Below are 21056 nucleotides of genomic sequence, written 5' to 3' on the forward strand. Positions count from 1 at the left end.
TGCCAGCGACGATCTGGATCACGAAGAGCATCGACCCTGACTTCCTCAACACGGCCTAGGTCAGCTTGCCGAGCTGGTCGCTCAGGGCGAAGACCAGTTGCGCGGCCGTCGTTCCCGGCGGTACTGCCGAGACGGAGACGGTGACCAGCTCCGAGCGGCGGATCGCCACGGCGAACACGCTGCCGCCGTGGAAGCGGCACACGAAGCCGGTCCCGGGAGCGGCGACCGGTGCCCGCGACTCGCGGTCGCACACGGCCGCCACGCCGTCCAGCTCGGCCGCGGGTTCTCCGCTGAACGGGGCGATGGTGATGGCGAGGAACTCGTCCTCGCCCGCCGCGGACGTCGGCGCGGCCGCGGAGGTCCTGGTGGCGGACGCGGTGGCGCCGGCCTGCGCGGGCGCGGGCGGCGCCGGGTCGTAGACGCAGCGGGTGTCGCTCGCCGCGACCTCGTCGGGCGTCCACGTGACACCGGTGGCCGCCGAAAGCGCACCGGCGTCGAGCAGGCAGGCCGCCGGCGGATCCGGCTCGGGCTCCGGCGAGGTGCCCGACGGGCCCGGGCCGGCCGTGCACCCGGCGAGCACGACGACGGTGAATGCGGCGACCCCTGCGATCGTCGCTGTCAGAGCTGCCCGTCCCCGTGCCACGGCAAGCACCCTGCCATACGCGGATGTGCCGACCGCTCCCGGTAATCCGGTGGGATCACCTCGACCGGCGCGGATACCGTCCGGCCATGCGCTCGGTCACGCTGGTCCTGTGCGGCTCCGGCGGCCGCTTGCTCGGCGCGTTGCCGGCGTTCGACGTGCCGGTGCCGTGGTGGCAGGAGGTCGAGAGCGTCGTTGCCGCTGCGCGCGACGTGCACGGGGTGGACGTCACGATCCTGCGGCTCCTGGAGGTGGCGGAGCCGGCGGCCGGCAGCGGTGGCCCGGTGACCTACCTCGCCGAAGTAGCGGATGCGCCGGCCGTCCCGCTCGTGCCGTGGCCCGGCCCCGACCCGCTCGCCGACGAGCCGCTGCGCCAGTCCTACGCCCGTCCCGGCGGGCCCGGCGCCGACCTCGCATGGGCCGACACCCGGCTCGCCGAGCTGGGCACCCCGAGGACGGGTCCGGCGACGCAGATGCGCACCTGGAACCTGTCGAGCCTGTGGCAGCTCCCGACGGCCGGCGGAACGGTCTGGTTGAAGGTGGTGCCACCGTTCTTCGCGCGCGAGTCGGAGATCCTGCCGCTGCTCGACCCCGCCACCGTGCCGCGGGTGCTCGCCACGGGCCAGCAGCGGGTGCTGCTGGCCGACATCACGGGCGACGACCAGTACGACGCCACCGGTGCGGCGGTGCTGGACATGGTGCGCATGCTCGTCGACCTGCAGATCGCATGGCTGGACCGAACCGCGGAGCTGCTCGCGCGCGGCGCCGCCGACTGGCGGCTGACCGGCCTCGGCCCGCGGATCGAGGCCGTGGCGGCGCGATACGGGCCGGCGCTCACGCGTGGCGAGCGGGCCGACGTGGACCTCCTCGTGGCCGGTCTCGACGCCCGGTTCGCCGCGATCGACGCGTGCGGGCTGCCCGAGACGCTGGTGCACGGCGATTTCCATCCCGGCAACGTCCGCGGGCGGCCCGGCGCGCTCGTGCTGCTCGACTGGCCCGAGATCGGCGTCGGCCACGCGATGTTCGACCAGCAGGCGTTCCTCGGCCGGCTCGGCCCCTCCGACTGCGTCGAGGCGGCGCGGTACTGGGCCGGCCGCTGGCGGGACGTGCGACCCGGCGCCGACCCCGACCGCGCGGCGGAGCTGCTGGCGCCGGTCAACGAGCTATGCGCGGCGCTGATCTACTCCGACTTCCTCGACGCGATCGAGCCCAGCGAGCGCGTGTTCCACGCCGATGACCCTGCGCGGGCCCTGCGCGCCGCGGTGGCCCGCCCGGTCAGCGCCCGTCCCGTCAGCGCCCGTCCCGTCAGCGCGGCAGTGCCTTCTCGATCGCCGTGACGACCTCGTCGGAGGTCGGCTCGGTGCGGGGCCGGAACCGGTTGAGCACGGTGCCGTCCGGGCCGATCAGGAACTTCTCGAAGTTCCACTGCACGTCACCGGCTGCGCCCTCGGCGTCCGGGACGGCCGTGAGCTCGGCGTAGAGCGGGTGCCGGTCCGCGCCGTTCACGTCGATCTTCTCGGTGAGCGGGAACGTCACGCCGTACGTGCTGGAGCAGAACGTCTGGATCTCCTCGGCCGTGCCCGGCTCCTGTCCGGCGAACTGGTTGCAGGGCACGCCGAGCACGGTGAAGCCGCGCTCGGCGTAGCGGTCCTGCAGCTCCTCCAACCCGGTGTACTGCGGGGTGAGACCGCACTTCGACGCGACGTTGACCACCAGCACGGCGGTGCCGTCGAACGTCTTCAGATCGAGGGAGGAGCCGTCGAGCGCGGCGATGTTGATGTCCTGGAAGGCCATGAAGCCCAGCCTATGGATCAGGTTCTTCCCCAGTTATGGCGCGGGCCACTACGTTCGCCGGCATGACCCGCTGGACACTGCCGCCGGACAAGATTCCCAGCTCGTGGTTCAACGTCGTACCGCACCTCGCGTCGCCCCCGCAGCCGCCGCTGCACCCCGGCACGCGGGAACCGGTCGGCCCTGACGATCTTGCGCCGCTCTTCCCGATGGCGCTGATCGGGCAGGAGGTGAGCGCGGAGCCGTGGATCGACATTCCCGGCGAGGTGCTGGACATCCTGCGGCTGTGGCGCCCGACCCCGCTCGTGCGCGCCACCCGGCTGGAGAAGGAGCTCGGCACGCCCGCGCGGATCTACTTCAAGGACGAGTCGGTCTCGCCCGCCGGCAGCCACAAACCCAACACGGCCGTCGCGCAGGCGTTCTACAACAAGCAGGAAGGCATCGCCCGGCTCACCACCGAGACCGGGGCGGGGCAGTGGGGCACGGCGCTCGCGTTCGCCTGCGCCCAGTTCGACCTCGACCTCAAGGTCTACATGGTGCGGGCCTCCTACGAGCAGAAGCCGTACCGCCGTATCGCGATCGAGACGTGGGGCGGGGAGGTTGTCGCGGCGCCCGTCGACGAGCCGGGTCATCCGGGTTCGCTCGGCTCCGCGATCTCCGACGCCGTGCGCGACTGCGCGGGCCGCGCCGACTCGCACTACGCGCTGGGCTCGGTGCTCAACCACGTCCTGCTGCACCAGACGGTGATCGGGATCGAGGCGAAGGAGCAGCTGCAGCTCGCTGGCGAGCGGCTCCCCGACGTCGTGATCGCGCCGTGCGGGGGAGGGTCGAACCTCGGCGGGATCGCGTTCCCGTTCGTGCCCGACGAGGGTGTCCGGCTGGTGGCGGTCGAGCCGCTCTCCTGCCCGACGCTGACCCAGGGCCGTTTCGACTACGACTTCGGCGACACCGCCGGCCTCACGCCGCTGCTGCCCATGTACACGCTGGGCCACGACTTCATCCCGCCGTCGATCCACGCGGGCGGCCTGCGGTACCACGGCGACTCCCCGCTGATCTCGCAGCTCGTCCGGGACGGCCGGATGGAGGCGGTCGCCTACCCGCAGGGGAAGGTGTTCGAGGCGTCCGTGCAGTTCGCGCGCACCGAGGGCAAGATCCCTGCGCCCGAGTGCGGCCACGCCATCCGGGCCGCGATCGACGAGGCGTTGGCGGCGAAGGAGACCGGCGAGGAGAAGGTGATCCTCTTCAACTACTGCGGCCACGGGTTCCTCGACCTGACCGCCTACGACGACTACAACAACGGCCGGCTCCCGGAGGAGCAGGGCTGAGCACCCCGATCTTCCCCATCGTTTTGGGTGGATGCGCGCCGAAACAGCGCGCAAGCGCCCAAAACGGTGGGGAAGTTTGCGGTGGTCAGTAGGTCAGGCCGAAGCCGAGCGGGAAGAGCGGGTCCTTCCCGTCGCCCTCGTTGACGGGCTGCTGCGCTGACGAGCGCATCCACGTCATGGGCAGCTTCCCGCTGGGCTTGTGGTCGCCGAAGAGCACGTCGGCGACGCCGGCGCCTTCCGTACCGGGCAGCCACGCCGCGACGAACGCCTTCCACGAGGGCAGCTGGGCGGCGATGTCCATCGTCCGGCCCGAGACCAGGACGACCACCACCGGGACGCCCGACGCCTCGAGCTTCTTCAGCGTGGCGAGGTCGTCTGCGTCGAGCGGGAGCGTGTCGCGGTCGCCCTCGTACTCGGCGTAGGGCTTCTCACCGATCACGGCGACGGCGACCTTGTAGGAGCTGTCGATCCCCGAGCCGTCCTTGCTGTACTGGATCTTCGTCGTCGGCCCGGCGACCGACTTGATGCCCTCGAGGACCGAGGTGCCCTTGGTGGTGGGGCCGCTCTCGCCCTGCCACGTGATCGACCAGCCGCCGAGCTGGTGGCCGATGTCGTCGGCGTTCTTGCCGGCCACGAACACGGCGTTGCCGTCCTTCGCGAGCGGCAGGACGTTGCCCTCGTTCTTCAGCAGCACCTGCGACTCCCGGACGGCCTGGCGGGCCAGGTCGCGGTGGGGTGCACTGCCGAGCGTCGCGGTGAGCGCGCGGTCGACCAGCGGGTGCTCGAACAGCCCCAGCTCGAACTTCTTCGTGAGGATGCGGCGGTTGGCGTCGTCGATCCGCTCCATCGACACGCGGCCGCCCTCGACCTCCGCCTTCAACAGCGACATGAACTGCTTCGAGTCGGCGGCCACCATCGCCATGTCGGTGCCGGCGTTGATGCCCTCGCGGACGTCCTGCGCGGTGAGGTCGTCCTTGTTGCCGTCGATCCGGTGGATCGCGTTCCAGTCGCTGATCACGAAGCCGCGGAAGCCGAGCTCGCCCTTCAGCACCGTGTTGACCAGGTACGGGCTGTTGTGCAGGTACTCGCCGTTCCACTGGTTGTACGAGAGCATCACCGAGCCGACGTCGCGCCGCACGGCCTCCTGGAACGGCGGCAGGTGGATCTTGCGCAGCTCGGCCTCGCTGAGCTCGGTGTTGCCCTGGTCGCTGCCTTCGGTCGTGCCGCCGTCGCCGAGATAGTGCTTCGCGGTCGCGAGGACCTTGTTCGGGCCCTTCTGCAGGCCGTCGATGATCGTGGTCATCGACGAGACAACCTCGGGCGACTCGCTGAACGACTCGTAGGTGCGGCCCCAGCGGTCGTCGCGGGCGACGCAGAGGCAGGGCGCGAACGTCCAGCTGAACCCGGTGCCCGCGGTTTCCGTCGCCGTGACCTCGCCGACCTTGCGGGCCAGCTCCGGGTCGCGGGTGGCGCCCATGCCGATGTTGTGCGGGAAGATCGTGGAGCCGACGACGATCTGGTTGCCGTGCACGGCGTCGACGCCGTAGATCAGCGGGATGCGCAGCCGCGTGGCCAGCGCCTCCTTCTGGAGGCGGTCGGCCTGGTCGGCCCACGGCTCCGGCGCGTTGGTGGGCGGTGTGGAATCACCGACGGCGAGCAGCGATCCCACGGCTGTCGACGTGACCTCGCCCGGCGCGAGCTTCGAGTTCTCGGCCTGCGTCATCTGGCCGATCTTCTCGTCGAGCGTCATGCGGCCGAGCAGGTCGTCGACGCGCTGCGAAACGGGTACCGCAGGGTCCAGGTAGGGCGCCTCGGCGCGTGGCGCCTGCTGTGCGGGAGCCGGTGCGGAACATCCGGTGAGCACCATCGCAATAGCGACGATGGAACGTGCGCGCATTTCCTACGGACCCCCGACCGACGTCATTGCACTTCACTGCGCGGCGGATGCTACCCAGCTGCGCTTACAGCTGGCTCAAAGCGCGGTCACGCGCCAGGGTGAGCAGGCAACCGGAACTGCGTGAGCACGGCGCGGTGGTCGCTGCTGCGGACGTCGACGATCTCGAACCGGCTGGTGACCGTCGCGGCCGGGACGATCACGTGGTCGATCTGGATGCCGAGCGCCCTGGGCAGCTTGGTCGGGAACGTGCCGGCCAGGCCACGGCCGGTGCCGGCCGCCGCGCTGTGCCCCGGGCCGATCGCGTCGCGCAGCAGGGCGTGGTCGAGCGTGGCGTTGAGGTCGCCGGCGACGATCGGGGCGACCGGTTCCCGGCACCAGCGACCGATCGTCGCCATATCGGCGCACCACCACCGCGTGCGTTGCACGCCCACGGGCGAGATGGTGTGGGCGACGATGAAGCTCCGCTCGCCCAGCAGGCCGCCGGTCGCGCGCAGGCTCCGCTGCGGCATCGCGGGATCCGAGCGGACCTCGAGCAACCCCATCCGGTCGGCAGCCAGCAGCACCACACCCTCGCCGTCGGCCACGCCGGGCGCCGTTGCGGCCCATGACCGGTAGCCCATGCCGCTGATCAACGGCATCAGCTTGTCGCGGAAGTCGCATCCGGCTTCCGAGAGCGCAACCAGGTCGGGTCGCTCGCGTTCGAGCAGCGTGGCGAGCTCGCCGGTGTCGGCGCGGCCGTGCAGGACGTTCAGGGCGAGCACGGTGAAGTCGGAGCTCGACGGCTGTGCCGCCGGGCGCCGCCAGACGCGTTCGGCCAGCGCCGGCAGCGCCGCCAGCGCGACGGCCCCGAGCGCCGTCGCCGCACCCCGCCTGCGGGGACGGCTGGCGAGTGCCGCCGTCGCGATCGCGGCCGCGGCGGTGAGGTGGGGCCGCCAGGCGAGCACCGCGACGCCGAGAGCGCTGCGATCGGTCAGGGAGCGGGGCGGCATCACGGAGATCCTTTCGACGGTACTTCCGGGCAACGGGCGGGCGGCGCACCGAGTTCCGCTCTTGATCTGAACCCAGGTTGAGGTTGCATCCTGCTCAGTAGCACTTTCATCAAACTATGGAGCGGCCATGCACGCGATTCGCCAGCACACCTTCGGCCCCGCGGAGAACCTGCGCCTCGAGGAAGTCGACGATCCGCAGCCGGGTGCGGGGCAGGTCCGGATCGCGGTGGAGGCTGCAGGCATCCACCTGGTCGACACCTTCATCAGGGCCGGCAAGAGCACGGGCCCGTTCCCGCCGCCGCAGCTGCCGATGACCCCCGGCCGTGAGGTCGCGGGCGTCGTCGACGCGGTGGGGGACGGCGTCGACGCGGCCTGGGTGGGCGCCCGGGTCGTCGCGCACCTCGGGCTGGCGAGCGGCGGGTACGCGGAGCTCGCGATCGCGAACGTCGATGCGCTGCACCGGCTGGCCGACACGCTCGAAGCCCCCGCCGCCGTCGCGATGATGGGGACCGGGCGGATGACGATGGGGCTGCTGGCGGTCGCGCAGATGGTCGAGACCGACGTCGTGCTCGTCACGTCCGCCGCCGGCGGTATCGGCACGCTGCTCGTGCAGGCAGCGCGGAACGCGGGCGCCACCGTCGTCGGTGTCGCGGGCGGGCCCACGAAGGTCGAGATGGTGCGCAGCAACGGCGCCGACGTCGCCGCCGACTACAACGACCCCGGCTGGGTCGAGACCGTCACCGCCGCGCTCGACGGTCGCGGCATCACACTGGCCTTCGACGGCGTGGGCGGGGCGGTCGGCGAGGCGGTGTTCCGGCTGCTCGTCCCAGGTGGTCGGCTGATCCTGTTCGGCTACTCGGGTGGCGAGCCGGCAGCGTTCAGCTCGTCGGACCTGTTCGAGCGCGGGCTGACGGTCGCGGTTGCGCTCGGCCCGCGGATCATGGGGCTGCCCGGCGGGATGCGTGCGCTCGAGGAGCGCTCGATCGCCGAGGCGACCGCCGGGCGACTCGTTCCCGCCGTGCAGATCTTCCCGTTGAAGGACGCCGCTGCCGCGCACCGGGCGCTGGAGAACCGGGAGGCGGCCGGCAAGGTCGTGCTGGTGCCGTGATCGCCGTCGGAGTGGTGCTGCCATCGCTCGCCGTCGTGCGCGACCAGCGCCTCGACCTCGCCGCGGCCGCCCGGCACGTCGAGGAGGCCGGGCTCGACAGCGCGTGGCACGGCGACCACCTCGCGCCGGGCGGGCCGGTGCGCGACTGCACGGTCGCGCTCGCCGTCGCCGCCACCGCGACCCGGCGGATCACGGTGGGCACGAGCGTGTACGTGCCGGCGATCCGGCCGCTCGCGTGGGCGGCGAAGCAGATCGCCACGCTGGTGGAGATCTCCGGCGGCCGCTTCGTGCTCGGCGTCGGATCCGGCGGCGGGCCCGAGCAGTGGGCGGCGGCCGGCGTGCCGTACGACGAGCGCGGCGCGCGCACCGACACCGCCCTGGAGCTGCTGCCCGCGCTGCTCGCGGGCGAGCCCGTCACGCTGCCCGACGGGGCGGCCGTGACGCTCGCGCCCGCCGTCGCGCCGCCACCGGTGTGGGTGGGCAACGCGTCGGCCGTCGCGTTGCGGAGAGCGGCCCGGTTCGGCGCCGGCTGGTTCCCGTCGCTGATCACCGCGGCGGAGGTCGCGGCCGGCGTTGCGACGCTGGCTGCGGCCCAGCACCGGCCGACGGTGGCGATCGGCATGGCGGGCGCGCTCGGTGCCGGTGTGCCGGCTCGAACGGAGATCGCCGCCGGGATCGCGTCGGCGTACGGGCGGCCGGTCGAGGAGGTCGCATCGGTGCCGCTCAGCGGCGGGCCCGGGGAGGTGGCGGAGCAGCTCGCGGCCTACGCGGCGGCAGGAGCGTCGCACGCGGTGATCGGGATCGCGGGCGGCGACTGGCGCCGGCAGGTCGACCTGCTGGCGGAGGCGAAGACGCTGCTCGTGGCGTAGCAGGCTGACGCTGGCCCGTCGTGGTTGGCGCACGTATCGCGTCCGGGGCCTGACTGGGCGCCGGGCGGTCAGCCTGCGGGGTGGTGGTGCGCGTCGTCCTGCTCGCCGGTTCCGCGGGTCTCCAGCGCGTCGACGAGGTCCTCGCGCGCGCGGGCGACGCGGGAGCGGATCGTGCCGATCGGGCAGCCGCACACCAGCGCGGCGTCGGCGTAGCTCAGGTCGAGCAGCTGGGTGAGCACGAAGGCCTCCCGCCGGTCGGGTGGGAGCGCGGCGACCAGCTCGCGCAGGAGCACGGCGTCGTCGAGGTTGGAGCGGACCCGCCCGGCGCGCACGGCGACCGTGTCCCAGTCGACGTCGCCGGTGGTGCGCGGCCGGCGCTGCGCTGTGCGGACGGCGTCGGCCGCGGTGTGGCGGGCGATCGACAGCAGCCACGTCCGCGCCGACGAGCGGCCGGCGAACCGGGGGAGTGCCCGTAGCGCACGCAGGTAGGTCTCCTGCGCGAGGTCCTCCGCGTCGGCGCGGCCGCTGAGGTGCGCGACGAACCGGTGCACATCGCGCTGGGTGGCGCGGACGAACGCGGCGAGCGCCTGCTCGTCACCCCGCCCCGCAGCCAACGCCCACGCGGTGACCTGAGGATCATCAGGGCGTTCTGCCACGCGCGGAGAATAGCCCGGAACTTACGGGCCCCCGCGGGCGACCATCCCTGCATGCGGTGTTCGGAATGCCGGGAGGCGCTCTCGGCGCGGCTCGACGGCGAGGACGCGCCGGGCGAGAGCGCCGACGTCGACGCCCACCTCGAGGAGTGCGCCGAGTGCGCGGCTTTCGCCGAGAGAGCCGCGCACGTCACGCGGCTGACCCGGACGAGGCTCGCCGAGCCGGGGCCCGACCTCACCGGCGCGGTGCTGGCCGCGGCCGGCTCGGGCAAGCGCCGTCGGCGCGGGGTCGGGGCCGACGCCGTGCGGCTCGCCCTCGGTGCCGTTGCGGTGGGGCAGTTCGCGCTGGCCATCAGCGGTGTCGTGGCGGCCGGCGGGCACCACGACACCGGTGGCGCGGTGGCGGGCGCCGGTGTCGTGCACTTCGCGCACGAGAGCTCGGCGTGGAACCTCGCGCTCGCCGTCGCGTTCCTGTGGGTCGCGACCGGGCCGGTGCGGGTGGCCGGGCTGCTCCCGGTGCTCACGGCGTTCGTCGGCGCGTTGGCGGCGCTCAGCGTCGCGGACGTGCTGGGTGGGCACGTCGAGGCGGCTCGGCTGGTGACGCATGGGCTCGTCGTGGCGGGCCTCGTCCTGCTCGTCGTGCTGCGGCGGCTCAGCGGGGACGGAGGGGACGGCGGGCTCGCCGGATCCGTGCCCGAGCGACCGGCGGGACGGGCACGGCGCCGCCTGCTCCGCCCGTCGGGCGGTGGTGGGGCCGGGGGAGCGCAGCCGACCGCGCAGCAGAAGGCGGCCTGACCGGGCCCGATGTGCTGGAACGTGGGACTCGCGCGCCGAAACGTGGGACTCGCGCGCTGAAGCGTGGGACTCGCCGTGCTGAAAGTGGCGACTCGCCGTGCTGAAAGTGGCGACTCGCCGTGCTGAAAGTGGCGACTCACCGCTCTGCAGTGCGTGACTCAGCTGGTGGTGGGGAGGGCGCGCAGCAGGACGGCGGGGCCTACGGCGGTGGCGCCGTGGACGCGGACGCGTTCGCGCAGGGCCCGGTCGGCGGTCACGACGACGACCTGCTCCTCGTGCAGGTCGGCCGCGAGCGCGGCGATGGTCGAGTCGCCGTCGGCCGGGGCCACGACGACGTCGAGGGCGGGGTGGGTGGGCAGGTCGGGGGTCCGGCCGGCCGCCCCTTCCAGCACGAGGTGCACGAGCAGCGGGCCGACCGGTTCGCGGCCGAGCGCCGCGACGAGCACCCCGGGATCGGTGGACAGCACCGCGACGAGGCTCCCGGCGAGCCGCCGCGCGGCTCCCTGGCGGTCGCGCCACCAGCCGTCCGGCCGGGAGCCGATGACGTTGGCGGCGTCGACGATCAGGTGCATCCGTGATCCTTGGAGTCTTCGGTCAGCCGATCGGGGGGACCATGTCGCGCGGCAGCTTCGAGGCCGCCGCCCGGTCGAGCAGCCACCGCGTGCGCCGCCGTCCGCGCGCGCCCGCGACCGGGATCGCCACCTCACCGGCGCCGCCGAGCGCCAGCGCGACCGCGCCGGCCTTCGCCTCGCCCGTCGTGATGATCCAGACCTCCGCCGCCTTCCGGATCGCCGGCAGCGTGAGCGACACCCGCGTCGGCGGCGGCTTCGGGCAGCCGTGCACGGCCACGACCGTCCGCTCGGTCTCGTAGACGGCGGGGGAGTGCGGGAACACCGACGCCGTGTGCCCCTCCCCGCCCATCCCGAGCAGCACGACGTCGAACGACGGCACCGGCCCGTGGTCCTCCGGCCGCGCCGCCGCGGCGAGCAGCTGCGCGTACTCGGCCGCCGCGGCATCGGCGCCGGCCGGCCCGGTGCCCGTGTCGGCGCCCATCGGGAACACCTTCGCGGGATCGACCCGGACGTGGTCCAGCAGCGCCTGCCTGGCCTGCGTCTCGTTCCGCTCGGGGTCGCCGGATGGGAGGAACCGCTCGTCGCCCCAGTAGAACTCGACCCGGCTCCAGTCGACGGCGTCGCGCGCGACCGTCTCCCTGATCTGCTCCAGCATCGCGATGCCGACCCCGCCGCCGGTCAGCACGACCTTCGGCGTGTTGCCGGCCGCCTGCAGATCGACGAGCCGGGTGAGCAGGCGCGCCGCCGCCGCGGCGGCGAGCACCTTCGGCTCGGTGTGGACGGCGATGTCGGGGGTGCCCATCAGCTGCCGGCCCCGGAGAGCGCCGGCACCTTGATCGGCGTGCGACCCTTCGCGATCTGCCCGACGCCGGCGAGCGCGGCGCCGTAGATCTCGTCGGGGTCGAGGCGGCGCAGCTCCTCGGCGAGGCAGTCGCGCACCTCCCGCCTGGCGAGCGCGACCAGCCGGTCGGGCTGACCGGGCTGGCGCAGGCTGCCGACCTTGCCGTCGGGGCGCACCAGCTCGACCGGGCCCGACGCCCGCTCCATCCGCACCGAGACCAGGCCGGGGCCGCTGGCCGCGGGCGAGCGCTTGACCTTGGTGCCCAGCCGCACCGCGAGCCACCCCGCCATCAGGTCGGTCGACGGCGAGACGGCCTCGCCCGCGACCGTCGCCGACGTCACCGGCTCGTGCGGAGGGTGGTCCAGCGCGGTGGCGAGCAGCGCCCGCCACGGCGTGAGCCGGGTCCAGGTCAGGTCCGTGTCGCCCGCGACGTAGTTCGCCCGGCGCTGGTCGAAGGCCTTCAGCGGGTTGCGCGCCGAGAGCGCGTCGGTGATCCGCCGCTGCGCCAGCTTGCCCACCGGGTCGTCCGACGGCACCGCGGGCGCCTCGTTCGGCCACCACGCCACCACCGGGGCGTCCGGCAGCAGCAACGGCATCACCATGCCCGCGCCGGCGTCCTCGGCCGCGAGCTGGCCGTAGCCGCGCAGGACGATCACCTCGCTCGCGCCGGCGTCGCCGCCGACCCGGATCTGTGCGTCGAGCCGCGGCGCCGCCTTGCGCTGGCCACGGGCCACGACGATCACCCGGCACGGGTGCTCGCGGCTCGCGGAGTTCGCGGCCTCGATCGCACCCTCGATGGCGCTGCCGTCGTCGGTGACGATGACGAGGGTGAGCACGCGACCGAGCGCCAGCACGCCGCCGCGCTCGCGCAGCTCCACGATCTTCTTGTTGACCGCCGACGTCGTGCTCGACGGAAGGTCCACGATCATGGCCGCCTCCAGGTACGTCCGGTGCGGGCGAGCATCGCGTTGGCCGATTCCGGCCCCCACGAACCCGCCGGGTAGGGGTCGGGGCCCGAGTCCTGCTTGTGCCAGTGCTCGATGACGGGGTCGAGGATCTCCCAGGACCGCTCGACCTCCTCGTTCACCGGGAACAGGCTCGGCTCACCCAGCAGGACGTCCAGGATGAGACGCTCGTAGGCCTCGGGGGAGGCCTCGGTGAACGCCGTGCCGTACCCGAAGTCCATGGTGACGTCGCGGACCTCCATCTGGCTGCCCGGCACCTTCGACCCGAACCGCATCGTGACGCCCTCGTCGGGCTGCACCCGCACGACGAACGCGTTCTGGCCGAGCTCCTCGGTCATCGTCGCGTCGAACGGCAGGTGCGGCGCCCGCTTGAAGATCACCGCGATCTCGGTGACCCGGCGCCCCAAGCGCTTGCCCGTGCGCAGGTAGAACGGCACACCCGCCCAGCGCCGGGTGTCGATCTCGCAGGTGATCGCCGCGTAGGTCTCCGTGCCGGAGTTGGGGTCGAAGCCCTCTTCCTCCTTGAGGCCCTTCACCAGCTCGCCGCCCTGCCAGCCGCCGACGTACTGGCCGCGCGCGGTGGTCTCGTCGAGCGGGCCGACGAGCCGGGTCGCGTTGAGCACCTTGATCTTCTCGCTGCGCAGCTCGTTCGACGAGAACGAGGTGGGCTCCTCCATCGCCGTGAACGCCAGCAGCTGCAGCAGGTGGTTCTGGATGACGTCGCGCGCGGCGCCGATCCCGTCGTAGTAGCCGGCGCGGCCGCCCAGCCCGATGTCCTCGGCCATCGTGATCTGCACGTGGTCGACGTAGTGCGCGTTCCAGATGGGCTCGAACAGCTGGTTGGCGAACCGCATCGCCAGGATGTTCTGCACCGTCTCCTTGCCGAGGTAGTGGTCGATGCGGAACACCGAGTCCTCGGGGAACACGTCGTTGACGATCGCGTTCAGCTCGCGCGCGCTCTTCAGGTCGTGCCCGAACGGCTTCTCGATCACCACCCGGCGCCACTGGTCGCCCTGCTGCGCGGAGAGCCCCGAGCGGGCCAGCTGCTTGCAGACCACCGGGAACGCCGACGGCGGGATCGACAGGTAGAACGCGTGGTTGCCGTTGGTGCCGCGCACGCGGTCGAGGTCCTCGACGGTGCGCTCCAGCCGGTCGAACGAGTCGTCGTCGTCGAAGCTGCCCGGCACGAACCGGAACCCTTCGGCGAGGCGGTCCCACACGGTCTGCCGGAACGGGGTGCGCGCGTGCGCCTTCACCGCCTCGTAGACGACCTGGCCGAAGTCCTGGTCGGCCCAGTCGCGGCGGGCGAAGCCGGTCAGCGCGAAACCCGGTGGCAGCAGGCCCCGGTTGGCGAGGTCGTAGATCGCCGGCATCAGCTTCTTGCGCGAGAGGTCGCCGGTGACACCGAAGATCACCAGCCCGCACGGGCCTGCGATCCGTGGCAGCCGCTTGTCACGCGGGTCGCGGAGTGGGTTGCTCCACTCACTCATCAGTTCTCCGCTTCATCGATCCTGTAATCCGCGAGATCAGTTGGCTGGATCATCGCAGCACGCTCAGATTTCCTGCACGGCACGCGCCAGCGTGACCAGCCCGATCAGCCGGTCGGTGAGGTGGAGTCGCAGCACCGGCACGTCACGTTGCGCGGCGTCGGCCGCGGCGGCACCGAGCTGCAGCTCGGCCAGGGGATCGGGGGTCGGTCCGGCGTCCTCGTCCACACCGCCGGTCAGCTGGCAGAGCACACCCTGCACGTGCTGTCCGCTCCCCGGGAGGCAGCGCGGAGCCCACCCGAACGTGGTGACGAGCCCGGTGCGGCGGGCCAGCTCCCCGCGCAGCACGGCGGCGGACGCGTCGTCGGTGCGGTCGAGGTAGGCGTGCACGGCGAGGTGACCGGCGGGCCGTTCCGCGGCGGCGGAGACGAGCGCCTTCACCGCGCCGGCGACGGTGTCGACCTCCGGCGGCAGCCAGCCGCCGGCGGCCCGCACCACGATGCCGCCGTCCTCGAACCCGGCACCGATTTCGCCCTCGATCCCGGTTCCGGCGAGGGCAGGAAAGCCACTTTCCTGCCCTGTGGGGGCCGGAAAGTGGCTTTCCTGCCCAACCCCGACCCCGAGGAGATGGGCGGCGACGGCAGTGGCGTGCTGCCAGAGCAGCAGCCGGGCGGCGGTCGGGCCGGCAAGCGTGACGTCGGCCGGCTCGGCCTCGTCGCTCGTGACGGTCAGGTCGGCGCCGTCCCAGCCGGGCGCGCCGGCCTGCTCGACGACCACCGGCAGGGGCCCGGCCGCGCCGACAGCCGCGCCGAGCTGTTCCGCGGCGCCTTCGGCGTGCGCCCCGCTCAGAGCTACCGTCCGGGCCTCGGCGAGCAGCGCGCCGAGCACGAGTGCCGGGTTGTCGCGGTCGTCGGCGACGAGCGCGGGCCGGGCCGCCGCGGCGTCGGCGAGCAACGCAGCCACGTCGGCGCCGGCGAGCCCTGCCGGGACCAGCGCGTAAGCGGTGAACGCGCTCCACGGGCCCCTGCCGTCGGGCGGGCCCAGGACCGTCGTCGCTCCGCTCGCGCGGTCGATCATCGGTGCGCCGGGCGGCGCCACGACGACGGTCTGCGCCGCGGGATCGAGCCCTTCGGCCCGCATGGCGTGCTCGACGGTGTCCCAGAGCAGGTCGACGCCGCCGGCCGCGCTGCCCGACGGGTCGCTCACCACCAGCACGGTCGCATCGAGGTCGCCGGCGAGCGCGTCTGCGACCTGCACCGGGTCGGTGTCGTCGAGCACGATCAGCCGCGGCTCGCCGGGGGCGAGCTGCTCGGCGACCACACCGACGCCGTCGGTGGTGACGAGCAGCACCCGGCTGATCCCGGCCACCCGCAGCCGCTCGCGCAGCCCCTCGATCTCACCGACCAGCGGTCGGGCCGCACGTACTGCGCCCGCCCAGTCGCCGCTGCCCACCTGCGACGCGACCGCGTCGCCGACCAGCCGGTCGATGATCTCGACCGGGGCCGGCACGGCGATCGCGGTGCGCATCGCTACTGCCTCGGGGTCGCGCGTCGTCAGGACTTCGCGCCGTCGAGCTGGCCCTGGACCGTCTCGAGGAGCTCCGACCACGACTTCTCGAACTTCTCCACGCCCTCGGTCTCCAGGGTGAGGAACACGTCGTCGAGGTCGACGCCCGCTGCGGCGACGGCGTCGAACACCTGCTGTGCCTCGCCGCCGAGCCCGGTGACGGTGTCGCCGCGCACGTCGCCGTGATCGGCGAACGCCTTCATCGACTTCTCCGGCATCGTGTTGACGGTGTCGGCGACGACCAGCTCGGTGATGTAGAGGGTGTCGGGGTAGTCGGGGTTCTTCACCCCGGTCGACGCCCACAGCGGCCGTTGCGGCTTGGCGCCCTTCGCGGCAAGTGCCTCCCAGCGCTCGCCGGAGAACACCTCCTCGAACGCCGCGTACGCGAGCCGTGAGTTCGCGACGGCGGCCTGGCCGCGCAGCGCGAGCGCGTCGCCGCCGATCGCCTCCAGGCGCTTGTCGATCTCGGTGTCGACGCGTGAGACGAAGAAGCTCGCGACCGACGTGATGGCGGCCAGCTGGTGGCCGTTGGCCGCGGCCTGCTCCAGCCCGTCGAGGTAGGCGCCCATCACCGCGCGGTAGCGCTCGACGGAGAAGATCAGCGTGACGTTGACGCTGACGCCCTCGGCCAGCGCACGCGTGATCGCGGGCAGCCCGGCCTCGGTCGCGGGGATCTTGACGAGCAGGTTGGGCCGGTCGACGGCCTTCCACAGGTCGAGCGCCTCGGCGACGGTGGCGTCGGTGTCGCGGGCCAGGCGCGGGTCGACCTCGAGCGAGACCCGCCCGTCGACGCCGCCCGTGGTCTCCCACGTGCCGCTGAAGACGTCGCACGCCTGCTGGACGTCGGCGACGGTGATCTCGCGGACGGCGTCCTCGACGGAGGCGCCGCGCGCGGCGAGCTCGCGCACCTGCTCGTCGTACGCCTCACCGTTGGCGAGCGCGCTCGCGAAGATCGTCGGGTTGGTGGTGACACCGACGACGTGGTCGTCGGTGATCAGCGACTGCAGGTTGCCGCTGCGCAGCCGCTCCCGCGACAGGTCGTCGAGCCAGATGGAGACCCCCGCGTCGGCGAGGGCGGCAAGTCGATCGGTGCTCATGAGTGCTCCTCAGTACACGTGCGGATCAGCGTGCGGATCAGGAGGCTGCGGCGAGGCTGCGCCGAGCCGCGGCGACGACGTTCTCGGTGGTGAACCCGAACTCGCGGAACAGCGTCTGGTAGTCGGCGCTGGCCCCGAAGTGCTCGATCGAGACGTTCTCGCCCGCATCTCCGGTGAACTTGTGCCACGGCTGCGCGATTCCCGCCTCGACGCTGACGCGCGCCTTCACCGCGGCCGGCAGCACCGACTCGCGGTAGGCCTCGTCCTGCTCGTCGAACCACTCGACGCACGGCATCGAGACCACGCGGGTCGGGACGCCGTCGGCCTCCAGCACGGTCCGGGCCTCCGCCGCGATCTGCAGCTCGGAGCCGGTGGCGATGAGGATCACCTGCGGCTCGGCGCTGGCCTCGGCCAGCACGTAGCCGCCCTTGGCGACACCCTCCGCCGACGTGCCTTCCAGCACCGGCAGGTTCTGGCGGGTGAGCGCGAGCCCGTTCGGGCCCTCGGGGCGCTCCAGCACGGCCCGCCACGCGTAGGCGGTCTCGTTGGCATCGCCGGGGCGGACGACGTCGAGGCCGGGGATCGCGCGCAGCGCCGCGAGGTGCTCGATCGGCTGGTGCGTCGGGCCGTCCTCGCCGAGCCCGATCGAGTCGTGCGTCCATACGTAGACCACGGACGCCTTCATCAGTGCCGCGAGCCGCACCGCGGGCCGCATGTAGTCGCTGAACACGAGGAACGTGCCGCCGTACGGGCGGGTCGGGCCGTGCAGCGCGATGCCGTTGAGGATCGAGCCCATCGCGTGCTCGCGGACCCCGAAGTGCAGGGTGCGCCCGTACGGGTGGGCGTTCCACATCTTCGTCGCGGTGGAGGTCGGGCCGAAGGAGTCGGCGCCCTCCATCGTGGTGTTGTTGCTCTCGGCGAGGTCGGCCGAGCCGCCCCACAGCTCCGGGAGGACGTCGGCGAGCGACTTGAGCACCTCGCCGGACGCCTTGCGCGTGGCCACGCCCTTGGGGTCGACGTCCCAGCTCGGGAGCGCCTTCTCCCACCCGACGGGCAGGCTGCGCCCGATCAGCCGGTCGAGCAGCTCCTTGCGCTCCGGCTCGCGGCCGGCCCACGCGTCGAAGCTCTTCGTCCACTCCGCACGTGCCGCGCGACCGCGCTCGACGACCGCGCGGCTGTGCGCGAGCACGTCGTCGTCGACCTGGAACGTGCGCTCGGGGTCGAAGCCGAGGATCTTCTTGACCTCGGCCACCTCCTCGTCGCCCAGCGCGGCGCCGTGCGCCTTGCCGGTGTTCATCTTGGTCGGCGCGGGGAAGCCGATGATCGTGCGCAGCAGGATGAACGACGGGCGCGCCGTCTCGGCCCGGGCGGCCTCCAGCGCGGCGAGGATGCCGGTGACGTTCTCGCCACCCTCGACGACCTGCACGTGCCAGCCGTACGCCTCGTAGCGCTTGGCGGTGTCCTCCGACAGCGCGATCGTCGTGTCGTCCTCGATCGAGATCTTGTTGTCGTCGTAGATCACCGTGAGGTTGCCGAGCTGCTGGTGCCCGGCCAGCGACGACGCCTCGGAGGTGACGCCCTCCTCGATGTCGCCGTCGGAGGCGATCACGTAGATCTGGTGGTCGAACGGGCTCTCGCCGGGCGCGGCGTCGGGGTCGAACAGGCCACTCTCGCGGCGCGCGCCGATCGCCATGCCGACGGCGGAGGCCAGGCCCTGCCCCAGCGGCCCGGTGGTCATCTCGACGCCGCGGGTGTGGCGGTGCTCCGGGTGGCCGGGGGTCTGCGAGCCCCAGGTGCGAAGCGCCTTCAGGTCGTCGAGCTCCAGGCCGTAGCCGGAGAGGAAGAGCTGGATGTAGAGGGTGAGGCTGGAGTGGCCCGCGGAGAGCACGAACCGGTCGCGGCCGATCCAGTCGGCGTCGCTCGGGTCGTGCCGCATCACGCGCTGGAACAGGCTGTACGCGAGCGGCGCCAGGCTCATCGCCGTGCCGGGGTGACCGTTGCCGACCTTCTGCACGGCGTCGGCGGCCAACACCCGCACGGTGTCGACGGCGCGCCGGTCGAGGTCGCTCCAGTCGGCGGGGACGCTGGCGCTGGTGAGTGTCTCGATGTCGGTGTCGGGCACAGGGCTTCCCTCGGGTTTCGGTGGGGGCGGCAGGCGGTGCGCCTCGACGCGCCCGGTCTCGGCACCACAGTAGTCGCGGCGGCGCGCGGCGCGTGATCTCCGCCCGGCAGTTCGTCCAACGTCTACCCGGCCGCGTTCCGCGGTATGCCTCGGGGTCTGTCCCGTTGGCGCTATGTGGGTGACACACGGGCCGCGGGTGGGGTCAGGAAAGCCACTTTCATGCAACGTGGTTGCAGGAAAGTGGCTTTCCTGACCCTCGGCGCACGCCGGTCCGCAGCGCGCTACGCGAGGCTGATGAGGACGACCCCGGCCACGACGAGCGCGGCCGCGGCGGCTCGCCGGTGGCCCAGCCGCTCGCCGAGGAACGCGGACCCGATGAGCGCGCCGAACACGACGCTGGTCTCGCGCAGCGCGGCGATCGGGGCGAGCGCGCCGCTGGTCTGCGCCCAGAGCACGATCCCGTAGGCGAGCAGCCCGATCACCCCGCCGCCGAGCCCCTGCACGGCGTGCCCACGTGCGAGCGGCAGGAGTGCGCGGCCGCGGCGCGCCACGGCGACCACCGGCATCGCCGGGCCCATGAGGAGGAACAGCCACCCGGTGTAGGCGAGCACCGGGGCCTCGCCGACCCCGAGCCCGTCGACGACGGTGTAGGTCGCGATGAGCAGCCCGGTCGTGCCGGCCGCGGCCAGCGCGGGCAGCTGCCCGCGCCCGGGGAGCCCACCGGCGAGCACGACGCCGACCAGCCCGACCGAGATCGTCAGCACGCCGGCGAGCTGCAGCGGGTGCAGCTCCAGCCCGAGCACCAGCAGTGAGACGAGCGCGACGGCCAGCGGCGCGGTGCCCCGCGCGAGCGGGTAGGCCTGGCTGAACTCCCCGAGCTGGAAGCTGAGCAGCAGGAACAGGACGTAGACGATGTGCGTCGCCGTGGAGGCGAGCACGTACGGCCACGCCGCGGCCGGCAGCGGCTCGCTCAGCAGCACCAGCACCCCGCCGCCGACCACCTGCACGACACCCATCAGCGCGAACACCACGAGCTGGTCGGTCGCGTTGTGGGCGAGCGCGTTCCACGCGGCGTGCAGCAGCGCCGCGGCGAGCACGGCCAGCACGACGAGCGGTGAGAACGCGAGGGGAGCGACGGCCATGGAACGACACCCTGACACGGTGCTCTCCCGGGTCGGCCCCCCCGGCTGTGCCCGACTGCGCCCCGTCTATCATCGACAAGCCGTAGAACTCGTGCTGATCGTTCCCCACCACATGCGAAGAGGTAGCCGGTGAGCCTGCCCGTGTCCCATGCGGAGGCGCCAGCCGCGCGGGGCTTCCGTGCGGCCTCCCGGGCGCTGCTGCAGCGGACGCGCGAGACCGTTCGCGCGTACCTGGGCCTCACCAAGACCCGGATCATCGAGCAGCTGCTCGTCGTGACCGTTCCGGCGATGTTCCTGGCCGAGCGCGGCATCCCGCCGGTCGGGTTGATCGTCGCGACGCTGATCGGCGGCGCGATGGCCGCGGCCAGCGCCCACGCGCTCAACTGCGTCGTCGACGCCGACATCGACGCCGTCATGAAGCGCACCGCGCGCCGTCCGATCGCGAAGGGCCAGGTGCCCACGCGCAACGCGCTGATCTTCGGGTTGGTGCTCGGCGCGCTCAGCTCGGTGTGGCTGGCGTTCACGACGACGCTGCTGGCCGCGGTGCTCTCGGTGGCCGCGATCGCGTTCTACGTGCTGGTCTACACGCTGATCCTGAAGCGGCGCACGTCGCAGAACATCGTGTGGGGTGGCGCCGCGGGCTGCATGCCGGTCGTGATCGGGTGGGCGGCGGTGACCGGCACGGTCGAGTGGCCCGCGATGGTGATGTTCGGCGTGATCTTCTTCTGGACGCCGCCGCACTTCTGGGCGCTCGCCATGCGCTACCGCGAGGACTACGCGGCCGCCGGCGTGCCGATGCTGCCCGTCGTCGCCTCGCCGGCGAAGGTCACGCTGCGGATCGTCGTCTACTCATGGGTGATGGCGGCGTGCACGCTGCTCCTGCTCCCGGCCACCTCGTGGATCTACGCCGTGGTGGCCGTGCTCGGCGGCACCTGGTTCGTCTACAAGTCCCACCGGTTGCACGCCGGGATCGTCGCCGGGCGTGAGGCGCAGCCGATGCGGCTGTTCCACCTCTCCAACATGTACCTCTGCGCGCTGTTCGCGGCGATCGCCGTCGACGCGGCCATCGGGCTGCCCGTCCTCTTTAGCTAGGCGCTCGCCGCCCGACCCCCCGGGGGGGTGGGGAGGGCAGGAAAGCCACTTTCCGGCCCTCACAGGGCAGGAAAGTGGCTTTCCTGCCCTCGCGTGCGGAACGCA

Annotated in this window: 19 protein-coding genes; 6 read left to right on the forward strand and 13 right to left on the reverse strand. The window is 72.8% G+C overall.

Annotation, left to right across the window (positions count from 1 at the left end; translation table 11 throughout):
* Positions 1 to 55: 55 nt before the first annotated feature.
* Complete coding sequence (locus tag LL648_RS17690) at positions 56 to 643, reverse strand: hypothetical protein (protein WP_232663673.1); 588 nt, start codon at positions 641 to 643, stop codon at positions 56 to 58.
* Positions 644 to 729: 86 nt separating this feature from the next.
* Between LL648_RS17690 and LL648_RS17695 the strand changes: the two genes are divergently transcribed.
* A complete protein-coding gene (locus LL648_RS17695; protein ID WP_232663674.1) occupies positions 730 to 1977 on the forward strand; it encodes a phosphotransferase family protein in 1248 nt (415 codons plus the stop codon).
* Here the strand turns inward: LL648_RS17695 and LL648_RS17700 are convergent.
* Complete coding sequence (locus LL648_RS17700) at positions 1946 to 2434, reverse strand: glutathione peroxidase (RefSeq protein ID WP_232663675.1); 489 nt, start codon at positions 2432 to 2434, stop codon at positions 1946 to 1948. The two genes, LL648_RS17695 and LL648_RS17700, sit on opposite strands and share 32 nt — an antisense overlap.
* Positions 2435 to 2496: 62 nt before the next feature.
* Between LL648_RS17700 and LL648_RS17705 the strand changes: the two genes are divergently transcribed.
* Positions 2497 to 3756, forward strand: coding sequence for a TrpB-like pyridoxal phosphate-dependent enzyme (locus LL648_RS17705; RefSeq protein WP_232663676.1), 1260 nt, complete (start codon positions 2497 to 2499; stop codon positions 3754 to 3756).
* Positions 3757 to 3841: 85 nt separating this feature from the next.
* On the opposite strand, the gene LL648_RS17710 is transcribed toward LL648_RS17705, so the two are convergent.
* Together LL648_RS17710 and LL648_RS17715 are read right to left on the reverse strand one after the other, a co-directional pair.
* Entirely contained in the window at positions 3842 to 5653 is a 1812-nt protein-coding gene (locus tag LL648_RS17710) for a glycoside hydrolase family 3 protein (RefSeq protein ID WP_232663677.1), read from the reverse strand.
* An 86-nt stretch (positions 5654 to 5739) separates the two neighbouring features.
* Positions 5740 to 6642, reverse strand: a complete 903-nt coding sequence (locus LL648_RS17715) for an endonuclease/exonuclease/phosphatase family protein (protein ID WP_232663678.1) — start codon at positions 6640 to 6642, stop codon at positions 5740 to 5742.
* Between the two features lie 127 nt (positions 6643 to 6769).
* Between LL648_RS17715 and LL648_RS17720 the strand changes: the two genes are divergently transcribed.
* Positions 6770 to 7750: a zinc-binding dehydrogenase gene (locus tag LL648_RS17720; protein WP_232663679.1), complete on the forward strand. Its 981-nt coding sequence runs from the start codon at positions 6770 to 6772 to the stop codon at positions 7748 to 7750.
* Entirely contained in the window at positions 7747 to 8619 is an 873-nt protein-coding gene (locus tag LL648_RS17725) for an LLM class flavin-dependent oxidoreductase (protein WP_232663680.1), read from the forward strand. The genes LL648_RS17720 and LL648_RS17725 overlap by 4 nt, the downstream gene beginning before the upstream one ends.
* A 68-nt stretch (positions 8620 to 8687) precedes the next feature.
* On the opposite strand, the gene LL648_RS17730 is transcribed toward LL648_RS17725, so the two are convergent.
* Positions 8688 to 9275, reverse strand: coding sequence for a sigma-70 family RNA polymerase sigma factor (locus LL648_RS17730; protein WP_232663681.1), 588 nt, complete (start codon positions 9273 to 9275; stop codon positions 8688 to 8690).
* Between the two features lie 51 nt (positions 9276 to 9326).
* On the opposite strand from LL648_RS17730, the gene LL648_RS17735 reads away from it, so the two are divergent.
* On the forward strand, positions 9327 to 10067 hold the full coding sequence (locus tag LL648_RS17735) for a zf-HC2 domain-containing protein (protein WP_232663682.1): 741 nt from the start codon (positions 9327 to 9329) through the stop codon (positions 10065 to 10067).
* A 158-nt stretch (positions 10068 to 10225) separates the two neighbouring features.
* Here the strand turns inward: LL648_RS17735 and LL648_RS17740 are convergent, their stop codons facing one another.
* The 8 genes from LL648_RS17740 to LL648_RS17775 form a co-directional block, all read right to left on the reverse strand.
* Positions 10226 to 10639 (reverse strand): hypothetical protein, encoded by a 414-nt coding sequence (locus LL648_RS17740; RefSeq protein ID WP_232663683.1) that lies wholly within the window; start codon positions 10637 to 10639, stop codon positions 10226 to 10228.
* Between the two features lie 22 nt (positions 10640 to 10661).
* Positions 10662 to 11441: a 6-phosphogluconolactonase gene (pgl, locus tag LL648_RS17745; protein WP_232663684.1), complete on the reverse strand. Its 780-nt coding sequence runs from the start codon at positions 11439 to 11441 to the stop codon at positions 10662 to 10664.
* On the reverse strand, positions 11441 to 12409 hold the full coding sequence (opcA, locus tag LL648_RS17750; protein ID WP_232663685.1) for a glucose-6-phosphate dehydrogenase assembly protein OpcA: 969 nt from the start codon (positions 12407 to 12409) through the stop codon (positions 11441 to 11443). Before opcA ends, pgl begins: the two co-directional genes overlap by 1 nt.
* The gene (zwf, locus tag LL648_RS17755; protein ID WP_232663686.1) at positions 12406 to 13935 is read right to left on the reverse strand and encodes a glucose-6-phosphate dehydrogenase; all 1530 of its coding nucleotides are present in this window, start codon (positions 13933 to 13935) and stop codon (positions 12406 to 12408) included. Before zwf ends, opcA begins: the two co-directional genes overlap by 4 nt.
* A 63-nt stretch (positions 13936 to 13998) precedes the next feature.
* Positions 13999 to 15459, reverse strand: coding sequence for a glucose-6-phosphate isomerase (locus LL648_RS17760; RefSeq protein WP_232663687.1), 1461 nt, complete (start codon positions 15457 to 15459; stop codon positions 13999 to 14001).
* Positions 15460 to 15485: 26 nt separating this feature from the next.
* A complete protein-coding gene (gene tal / locus LL648_RS17765; RefSeq protein ID WP_232663688.1) occupies positions 15486 to 16595 on the reverse strand; it encodes a transaldolase in 1110 nt (369 codons plus the stop codon).
* Between the two features lie 37 nt (positions 16596 to 16632).
* Positions 16633 to 18717 carry a transketolase gene (tkt, locus tag LL648_RS17770; RefSeq protein WP_232663689.1) on the reverse strand — a complete coding sequence of 695 codons (2085 nt, stop codon included), beginning with the start codon at positions 18715 to 18717 and terminating at the stop codon, positions 16633 to 16635.
* 281 nt (positions 18718 to 18998) lie between these two features.
* A complete protein-coding gene (locus LL648_RS17775) occupies positions 18999 to 19859 on the reverse strand; it encodes a DMT family transporter (protein ID WP_232663690.1) in 861 nt (286 codons plus the stop codon).
* Between the two features lie 129 nt (positions 19860 to 19988).
* On the opposite strand from LL648_RS17775, the gene LL648_RS17780 reads away from it, so the two are divergent.
* Positions 19989 to 20951, forward strand: coding sequence for a heme o synthase (locus tag LL648_RS17780; protein WP_374112063.1), 963 nt, complete (start codon positions 19989 to 19991; stop codon positions 20949 to 20951).
* Positions 20952 to 21056 lie beyond the last annotated feature (105 nt).

This window comes from Pseudonocardia sp. TRM90224 (assembly GCF_021245725.1).
Taxonomy (GTDB): Bacteria; Actinomycetota; Actinomycetes; order Mycobacteriales; family Pseudonocardiaceae; genus Pseudonocardia.